The 8,706-nt window shown below is 67.3% G+C and carries 6 protein-coding genes and 4 pseudogenes; 6 read left to right on the top strand and 4 right to left on the bottom strand.

The window, feature by feature from the left end; genetic code table 11:
• Window positions 1-120 precede the first annotated feature (120 nt).
• Window positions 121-543 carry a hypothetical protein gene (locus IG99_RS42795; RefSeq protein ID WP_158973382.1) on the bottom strand — a complete coding sequence of 141 codons (423 nt, stop codon included), beginning with the start codon at window positions 541-543 and terminating at the stop codon, window positions 121-123.
• 116 nt (window positions 544-659) lie between these two features.
• A pseudogene (locus tag IG99_RS42790) lies at window positions 660-890 on the bottom strand (hypothetical protein); the annotation flags it as partial.
• Between the two features lie 127 nt (window positions 891-1,017).
• Here IG99_RS42790 and IG99_RS42785 point away from each other — a divergent pair.
• The gene (locus IG99_RS42785; protein WP_037684352.1) at window positions 1,018-1,617 is read left to right on the top strand and encodes a hypothetical protein; all 600 of its coding nucleotides are present in this window, start codon (window positions 1,018-1,020) and stop codon (window positions 1,615-1,617) included.
• Between the two features lie 756 nt (window positions 1,618-2,373).
• Here IG99_RS42785 and IG99_RS49950 read toward each other — a convergent pair.
• Window positions 2,374-2,960: pseudogene (locus tag IG99_RS49950) on the bottom strand (helix-turn-helix domain-containing protein); the annotation flags it as partial.
• A gap of 972 nt (window positions 2,961-3,932) precedes the next feature.
• Here IG99_RS49950 and IG99_RS42770 point away from each other — a divergent pair.
• From IG99_RS42770 to IG99_RS42755, 5 genes and pseudogenes are all read left to right on the top strand, one after another.
• A complete protein-coding gene (locus tag IG99_RS42770) occupies window positions 3,933-5,105 on the top strand; it encodes a cellulose binding domain-containing protein (RefSeq protein ID WP_234312171.1) in 1,173 nt (390 codons plus the stop codon).
• 25 nt (window positions 5,106-5,130) lie between these two features.
• The gene (locus tag IG99_RS42765) at window positions 5,131-6,291 is read left to right on the top strand and encodes a cellulose-binding domain-containing protein (RefSeq protein ID WP_394298086.1); all 1,161 of its coding nucleotides are present in this window, start codon (window positions 5,131-5,133) and stop codon (window positions 6,289-6,291) included.
• A 190-nt stretch (window positions 6,292-6,481) separates the two neighbouring features.
• The gene (locus IG99_RS42760) at window positions 6,482-7,978 is read left to right on the top strand and encodes a cellulase family glycosylhydrolase (protein ID WP_078948260.1); all 1,497 of its coding nucleotides are present in this window, start codon (window positions 6,482-6,484) and stop codon (window positions 7,976-7,978) included.
• 57 nt (window positions 7,979-8,035) lie between these two features.
• A complete protein-coding gene (locus tag IG99_RS49395) occupies window positions 8,036-8,209 on the top strand; it encodes a hypothetical protein (protein ID WP_158973381.1) in 174 nt (57 codons plus the stop codon).
• Window positions 8,202-8,536: pseudogene (locus IG99_RS42755) on the top strand (TetR/AcrR family transcriptional regulator); the annotation flags it as partial. The gene IG99_RS49395 and the pseudogene IG99_RS42755, both read left to right, overlap by 8 nt.
• Before the next feature lie 26 nt (window positions 8,537-8,562).
• On the opposite strand, the pseudogene IG99_RS51245 reads toward IG99_RS42755, so the two are convergent.
• Window positions 8,563-8,706, bottom strand: a pseudogene (locus IG99_RS51245) (NF041680 family putative transposase); the annotation flags it as partial.

Here is an 8,706-nt window from a genome sequence, read left to right as displayed (position 1 = left end):
CGCTCCTGCCCGACCCCGGCTGACCAGCAACCCACCGTCCCTGCGACAGCATCACCCGCCCCGGGCAGTGGAACCCGGCGCCCACCCGACGCGACAGCCTGGTCACCGGCCTGCCCACCATCAGCTCCGAAAAGCAAAAGGGCCCACCGACTCCGTCGGCGGACCCCCTCGAAAGATCGAGGTTAGGAGCGCCAAGTGGTCGCACGCAGCGATGAGATTGGTGGAGTGATCCGCATAGGACTGGAGCGACGTCTCGTCCAGCGCCGTGCCCGCTTCCATTTCTTCGCGCCGCCAGACGGATTCGCTGTTGAAGACGGCGTACATGTCCATCACCTGCAGACAGGCCTTCTGCCGTTCCTGGCGGACCCATTGCTGCAGCTCCAGAGCAGCTTGGTCTCGAACCTGTTCCCGTACGGCGGCCGCGTTCATTTCCGCACCGATCCGAGCACCCCGGACCGCGGCAAGCCCGCCGACGAGAGCACCAACGACCGCGCCAACAAGCCCGACGCCACCTGCGATAACCGCTGTCCATCCTTGATCCACGCAATCGAACCTGGCAGAGGCTCGGGACCCCATGAGCCGTTTCACCGAACAGTGGCCGCATCAGTGCAGCACGGTGGCCACTTCTCGTGCCGTGATGACCGCCGGGTGGCAGGTGATCAGGGGCTGTCGCCGGACCAGTCCCAGCGTGCCGAGTTGCCGGGGCGCGGGTCGTACAGCGCCCGGCCCCCGGGGCCGAACTGCCCGAGCTCCGTGAGGAGGGAGACACCGTCGTCGATCTCCCCCGGCCTCCAGCCGGTGATGTCGAGCAGCAATCCGTCCAGCGGGCCGCCCACGAGTTCGGCGTAGCTCCGTCCCGGCTTCGGGCCGGGGTGGTCATGGTCGGTTCCTTCTCTGAACTATCAAGCACGCGGCTGAGAGGCCGATCGGCAGTTGGCTGACCCCCAAATAATCAACTGGGCGACCAGTCCATACCGTGAAAGGATCCCGGCTCAGAACAAGGGGAGGCGAAGCGGTATGGGGCTGGACTACAGCTACGAAATCTTCATGCCCCCTCGGAACGTTGCGAGGGCACTGACCCGGCTGGCCGAGCTCGCCCCGCAAGGCCGCCACATGCCGCCGCTTCCGATCACCCTGCCGAGCGGCGAGCAGTTGATCGTGCCGTTCACCTCGAGGTTCAAGAGCGAACCGGTCGACTGTTCGGCAGGCGGCACGCTCGAACTGGACACCTCAGTCATGATTGGCGTCGACGAAGCGGTGCGCGAGTTCCACCTCCGGGATTCCGACAGGGTCGACGAGCAGGGACGAGTGTCGGTCGGGTACATCTACCTGACTGTCACGTTCTCGCCCACACAGCACCCGAATTTCGCGTCGCTGCAGTTCATGGCGGCCACCTCGGGCATGAGCCGGATGTTCATGCAGTCCGCGACCGTCAGGCAGGTGTTCACCGACCTCACCGCCGCCACCGGTGGTGTGTGCTGCCTACTCGACACCGAGACCTACGTCTTCGACATCTGCTGGCTCAACGGCGAGACGGTCAGTGACGAGACTGTTCCGGGTGCCCGTTTCCCGCGCTTCCACGATCTCGTCGCCGCCTGGCGCGAGCCGGCAGAGTAGGACGCCGCCAGGATCTGGACCATGTCGGGCCCAGACCTTGGCACTCAACCACCAGGGTGGGAATCCCGTACGGAATCAGAAGATCATCCAGCGAGCAGGTGTGCCACCGGACCGGCCATGCGACCAGCACTCTCGCCGTGTACGTCGTTCACGGCGCCAGGACACCGCATGTCATGGGCGAGCGGACGAAATCACCAGGGCTCACCGGCCTAACTCGGGCGACACCATGCCCAGTAAACGCTCAACTGGCCAAGCGAAGCGCTCAGTCACACCGGATCAGGGATTCGTTCCTTCGACGGTCCGAGCGATGAGTTGATGGAATGTCGGAACTCCCAGAAAGACAGGCGAGTTCTTCCGTTCCTGACGGGCATCGAGTTGTGCGATCTTCTCTTCAGCGGCTGCCAGGCTGGTGGAGAGACCTTCGACTTCACCAAGCCAGCCTTCGCGTTCAGCTTCCGTGATCCGTTCTCCCAGGTTGTCTCGGATCTCGACAAGACGGGGTCTCTCGGTCGGGGAGACGATCAGAACGGGGCAGCGGACGCACGCATGCTCATGAACGCAGTCGCTTCCGTATGCTCGTCCGCAGTCTCCGAGAGCGAGTTTGCGGCGCTCGAAGTGGCCGAGGAACTGCTTCCACTCGTCTGGTGTCACTGCCCGGTATTCCTCGGTCGGTCGAAGTGCACGGCGGCGGCTGATGAACGCCTGGTGCGCTTCGATCGCGTCCTTGGGGTAGATCGCGGCGTAGCCCATCGTCGGGCGGCCGCGGCCGACACCGGCCTCGTTGTCCCAGACCAGCGTCCTGGGGACCGCGCCCCACTCGCTCAGCAGCCGCCAGTGGCCGTCGATCAGGTCGCCGGTCCTGCGTGACGGCAGCATCCGGGCGGTGACACGCGTGAGTAGCCGGACACCATCACCAGGACCGGCGGGCGTCCGGTCTGCCCATAGCCCAGAGGGATGTCCGCGTCGGGGAACCACAGGTCGCACTGGGCCAGCTCACCGGGCCGATAGACCGTGCGCGAGACCGGATCGACGGGGAGATAGGCAGGCCGAAGTTCCCGGATCCGGTCCTTGAGGATCGTCATGCCTCGCTCCCAGCCGATCCGCTCGGCGATCACCGTCGCGGGCATCGTCGGGGTCTCCCGCAGCAGTTCACGGATCTGCACCTCGACCGCGTCGACCACCGAGCCCCTGGCCGGCCGCTGATACTGCGGCGGCCGATCGCTCGCCAGAGCACGCTTGACGGTGTTCTTCGAGATGCCCAGATGCCGTGCGATCGCCCTGATCGGCATCTGCTCGGCCCGGTGCAGACGGCGGATCTCTGCCCAGTCCTCCACGAGGATCACCTTCCCTCCTGACCTTGATCACCAAGGCCAGAGTCAGACGAAGATCACCAAGTGGGTCACTTTTGATCCGCCGACAGAGGGTCAGCGTTCAACCGTCGCCGAGAGGCGGCGCGCAACCGCGCTTGCGGGTCCTGCGCGATGGCCCGCAGCACCCTGGTGTGGTTGGTCAGGAAGGCCCACCGCCGGTCGGGGTCAGTCATCGTACTCAGCAGCCCCTCCGCTGTGCCTTGGCGGATGCGCGTTGAGGAATACCGGAAATCCTCGCCTGCCGTGGTGACAGAGACTGTGTGAACCGTCTGCGGGCGGGAGTGTGGGGTCTGGTGGAAGAGGGGCCTTGGCCGCAGTCTGAGGAGCTGTAGAGCCGGACGGGCCCGCAGCACTCGGCTCTGGTCTGGGAGGGTGCCAAAAACGTCCCGGTTCATTGCCAGGGCGGGGCCAACGAGCAGGGGACCTCAACCCCTGCGAGATCGTCACCGACGTCCAGTCCAGTCCCGTCCCGTCCCGTCCAGCCTGTCCCTCGATGTCACCGGCGCCTCCACCACCGACGGCGCCCCGGTCCAGATGTGGACCTGTAGCGGCGGCACCAAGCAGAGGCCGAACCCCAACTGACTCCACCCCCTGTCCGGGCCGGGCACACGCCCCAGCCCGGACACGGCGAAAACTCCGACGGGAACGCGACCCCTTGTCAGGGTCATGGCCCTCTTCTACAGTCCCGGATACGGAGACTGTGGGAGCGCTCCCACGAGGGGGTGCTCCAGCGCTCACTCCCCTCACTCCGAGAGGAGTCCCACACGAACGTCACGGCGCCCCGTCACGAAGAAGGTGGATCCCCCCATGCAGCTTCTTTCGATCCACCGCTCGCCCGCCCGAAAGCGCCTTGCTGTGTTGCTGGCAGCGCTTTGCTGTGCCGCGTTACCCGTCGTGGCCGCGGCCGCCCAGCCGCCCGTCGCGAGCGCCGCCGCCACTGAGGTCTTGGGCAACGCGACCCACTTCAACGGGCTCGGGAGCCCCTACGGCGGCTGTGGTCTGCCGCAGCGCGAACTGGACAGCCAGGACTTCGTGGCGCTCAACGTGTTCGACACACCCGGCGACTACTCGGGCTCCTACCCGCGCCCAGTGCCGGACTCAAAGGCACCGATCAAGGGCGCCTTCGACAACGGCCGCAACTGCGGCCGCTGGGTCAAGGTCACTATCGGGGATTACTGCTCCGGCACCAACGACGGCGCCCCTGGCCAGCCCTTCTGCCGCAACGGCTCCTGGGTGGCCGACAAGTACAACGGGGCCACCCTGACCATGCTCGTCGCGGACAGCTGTGCCGATTCCAACGCCTGGTGCCGGGACGACCCGAACCACCTTGACCTGGCGACCGATTCCCTCAACCGCTTCCGGACCAACGGCACCCCCGTGGGGGCGATGTACCCGGACCACTGGAACAACCGTCATGTCTCCTGGAGCTTCGTCCCGGCCCCGGCCTACAGCGGCGACATCCGTATCGGCTTCCTCAGGGGAGCCCAGCGGTACTGGCCCGCCATCGCCGTCTCCCATTTGCCCAACGGCGTCCACGGCATCCAGTACCTGGCGAACGGCACCTGGACCGACGCCACCATGAACAGCGACATGGGGCAGTCCTATGTAATCGGCGCGACGGCCTCCGGCGGAAGCGACTTCACCATACGGATCCGCGACGCCGCCGACGCCTGGCTGGGCGGCGGCCGTACGTACTCCTTCTCGCTGCCGTCAGGCTGCGCGGGTGGCTGCTCGCAGGACTACACCGCCGTCCCCTACACCACTGACACCTCTGGAGGGACACCGCCTCCCACTCCCGCGCCGAGCCCCTCCGGCGACACCGCCTGCACGGCACAGTGGAAGCTGACCGGCTCATGGCAGGGCGGGTACCAGGCCGACGTCACGGTCACCAACACCGGGTCCCGGCCGGTCACCGGCTGGTCGGTGCACCACACCCTGCCGGGCGGTGTGACCGTGGCGAACCGCTGGAACGCGGTGGTGGATCCGTCCCGCCCCGCCACCACCGTGCACAACGCCTCCTACAACGGCTCCCTGGCGCCGGGCGCGTCGACGACCTGGGGCATGACGCTCAACGGCGACGACCGAGACCTCGGCACACTCCTCTGCACCGCGTCCTGACTCCCGCGAGAGAGTGATCATGGCCATGACTTCATTACGCGTGCGCCGCCGCCGGCTGCCTCTGTGGGCATTGGTGCTGACCGTGGTGGCGGTTGCCCTTCCCGCCATCGCGACGTCGCGCGCACAGGGCGCGCCGACGGGCTGCACGGTCACGTACACCACCAACGAGTGGTCCGGCGGCTTCACCGCCCAGATCCGCGTCACGAATCTCAGCGCCGCCCTGAACGGCTGGCGGCTGGAGTGGGCCTACGGCGGGGACCAGCAGGTCACGTCCGCCTGGAACGCGCAGGTCACCCAGTCGGGCAGCGCGGTGACCGCCGTGAACGCCGCGCACAATGCCGTGCTCGCCGCCGGCGGGTCCGTGGACTTCGGCCTCCAGGGCACCTGGCGCACCGCCGACCCCGCCCCCACCGCCTTTGCCCTCAACGGCGCTCCGTGCGGCGGAACCGCGACTCCCACGCCGACGCCGACGGCGACATCCACGGCGCCGGCTGAATGCGCCGGGGCCGGGGCGACGATCTGCTCCGACTTCGAGGACCAGACCGGCACCGTGCCCTCGGGCGACTGGCAGACCACGGCACCCGACTGCCAGGGAACGGGGAAGGTCAGCGTCGACACGTCCGTCGCCTTCAGCGGCACCAGGTCGCTGCGCGTCGACGGCGGCGCCGGCTACTGCAACCACGTCTTCGCAGCCTCCACCCGCGATCTGTCCTCCGTCGGGCCCGTGGTGTACGTGCGGATGCGGGTCCGGCACACCACCGCCCTGCCCATCAACCACGTCACTTTCGTGTCCATGCCGGACGCCTCGCAGGGCGGCAAGGCGCTGCGCGTCGGCGGGCAGAACGGCGCGCTGCAGTGGAACCGCGAGAGCGACGACGCGACGCTGCCGGAACAGAGCCCGGCGGGTGTCGCGCTCAGCACCCCGCTGGCGACCGGCCGGTGGCTGTGCCTGCGGTACCAGATCGACACCACCGCCCAGTCCATGCGCACCTGGGTCGACGACCAGGAGATCGCCGGACTGCACGTGGACGGGGTGCCGACCCAGAACGTCGACGGGCAGTGGCTCGCCCGCAGGACCCCTCCCCGCCCCACCGGCCTGCGCCTGGGCTGGGAGAGCTACGGCACCGGGGACGACACTCTCTGGTTCGACGACGTGGCCCTGGGCTCCTCACCGATCGGCTGCTGACACCCGCATGGAATGTGCCGGGACGACAGGATCTGAACGCGCGGCAGTTGTCGATTCCTTGATCCGTACGGCCCTCAGCACCCGCCTGGTGGACCGGTCAGCTGCAGGCCCTCGCCTGGGCCCTGGCTCACCCGTCCGTCGATCAGATGGGTATCGAGCTCATCGATCCCTTACGCAACAAGGAGACCAGGTGAAACGTCGTCACACCTTAATAGCCACCGGCGCCGCCGGTGCACTGATCCTGGGTGGCCTTGCCCTCGCCACCCTGCCCGCATCGGCAGCCGCCACCGGCTGCTCGGTCGCCTACAAGGTGCAGAGCCAATGGCCGGGAGGGTTCACCGCGGACCTGGCCATCACCAATCTCGGCTCCCCCGTGCGAGGGTGGACCGCGACGTTCGACTTCCCGAACTCCGACCAGAAGGTCACCAACGGCTGGAGTGCTACCTGGGCACAGTCCGGAACCCACGTGTCCGCCACCAACCTCGACTGGAACGGGACGCTGGACACGGGCGGGTCGGCTTCCATCGGGTTCAACGGTGCGTGGAAGGGCGCCAATCCGCAACCCGCATCGGTTGCACTCAACGGCGTGACCTGTACCGGCTCGGTGACATCCCCGACCCCCAGCCCCACCACCACTCCGACCGGCGGTCCCAGCGGTCCGGCCCCGGAGCTGAAGGTTTCCGGCAACAAGATCGTCACCGCGAGCGGCAAGCCGTACCGGCTGCTGGGCGTGGACCGCTCCAGCGGTGAATACGCTTGTGTGCAGGGCAAGGGACTGTGGGACGGCGGCCCGGTCGGCCAGGCTTCCGTCGACGCCATGAAGACCTGGAACATCCACGCGGTACGTGTGCCGTTGAACGAGGAATGCTGGCTCGGCCTCAACGGCTCGCCCAAGGGGACCGCTTACCAGCAGGGCATCAAAGATTACGTCAACCTGCTGGTCGCCAATGGCATCACCCCGATCCTCGACCTGCACTGGACGCGGGGCGCCTATACCAACGGGCCGGACTGGCACTGCAAGGACGCCACCGCGACCTGCCAGAAACCCATGCCGGACGCGCAGTACGCCCCCCAGTTCTGGACCGGTGTCGCCAACGCCTTCAAGGGCAATGACGCCGTCGTCCTCGATCTGTTCAACGAGCCGTACCCGGAGATCGCCGCCGGCTGGGACAAGACCGTCGGCTGGCAGTGCTGGCGCGACGGCGGCACCTGCACGGGCCTCCCGTACGAGACGGCCGGCATGCAGGACCTGGTCGACGCGGTCCGGGCCACCGGCGCGACCAACGTCCTCATGCTGGGTGGCCTTGAGTGGGCCAACGACATGCGCGAGTGGCTGACGCACATGCCGAACGACCCGCTGAACAACATCGCCGCGTCATGGCATTCGTACAGCTTCAACGCCTGTGCGACAGTGTCCTGCTGGGACAGCCAAGTCGCGCCGCTCGCCCAGCACGTGCCCGTCGTCATCGGTGAGTTCGGCCAGGACAACTGCGGCTTCGACTACATGCAGCAGTTGGTGGACTGGGCCGACGCTCACAACATGAGTTATCTCGCGTGGACCTGGAACCCCTGGGGATGCAGCAGTGGTGGCGTGCTCATCAAGGACTGGGCGGGCACCCCGGAACCCGGCGTAGGAGAGGGTCTGAAGGCCCACCTGATCAGCCAAGACCCCTACTCGACCCCATAACCGAGTGCCCAGGTTCTCGCCCGGGTCGTCGACGGCGCACCGGCCGGTGCGGAGATCGTGCTGGTCGGTGTCTGCCTGCGCCCCGACACGGTCGACCCCGGGGTGGTGGTCGGCAGGGAGCTGGACATGTACGGGCCGTTCGGCGGCAGCCCGGGTGAGTACCGCCAGACGTTGCGCGACATCGCCGAGGGCCGGATCGACGTCGGCACCTTCACCGCCCTCCTCACCTGACCGCCACGCGATGGCCTTGCCGCGCTCAAACATGGCCCTGCATGACTCAGAGCTGGGGTCCCACTCGCTACGTCCATCCGGTCGCAGGAGGACCATCTGATCGCGCTGTTCACCGGAAGGTCGCACAACGGAAGCGTCGTGACGTCGCAACAGGCGCAACGCCTGACCACCGCGCTCAGGGCACTATTCGTCGGCCTCAGCCAAGGCGTCCCCCTCGGTCTCGCCCCTGGTGCCAACGAGCAGTACTTCGCCGACGCTGCCCGGGCACTGGCATCCGGGATGTCCCTCATCGATCACGATGCGGATGCTTTCTGTTACCCCATCTGAACTGGGCAAGTTCCTAAGCTTGTTCTTTATGGTCTGACCTGGTCACGTTCGGCGATGCTCTCGGGTCGCTCGACCGTTTTACCCACGTCGTAGCGGTTGGCGGGTCGTCGGTTTTTCGAGCCGAGCGGCCGCCCCGGGCCCGGTCGTGTGGGTTTGGGTGCACGGGCGGG

It is taken from the genome of Streptomyces griseus subsp. griseus, from assembly GCF_000720255.1.
Taxonomy (GTDB): Bacteria; Actinomycetota; Actinomycetes; order Streptomycetales; family Streptomycetaceae; genus Streptomyces; species Streptomyces griseus_I.
This window is presented reverse-complemented; position numbering and strand designations above follow the sequence as displayed.

Coding starts and splice junctions, on each gene's coding strand:
- IG99_RS42785 (WP_037684352.1), top strand. CDS start 1,018: ATGGGGCTGGACTACAGCTACGAAATCTTCATGCCCCCTCGGAACGTT.
- IG99_RS42765 (WP_394298086.1), top strand. CDS start 5,131: ATGACTTCATTACGCGTGCGCCGCCGCCGGCTGCCTCTGTGGGCATTG.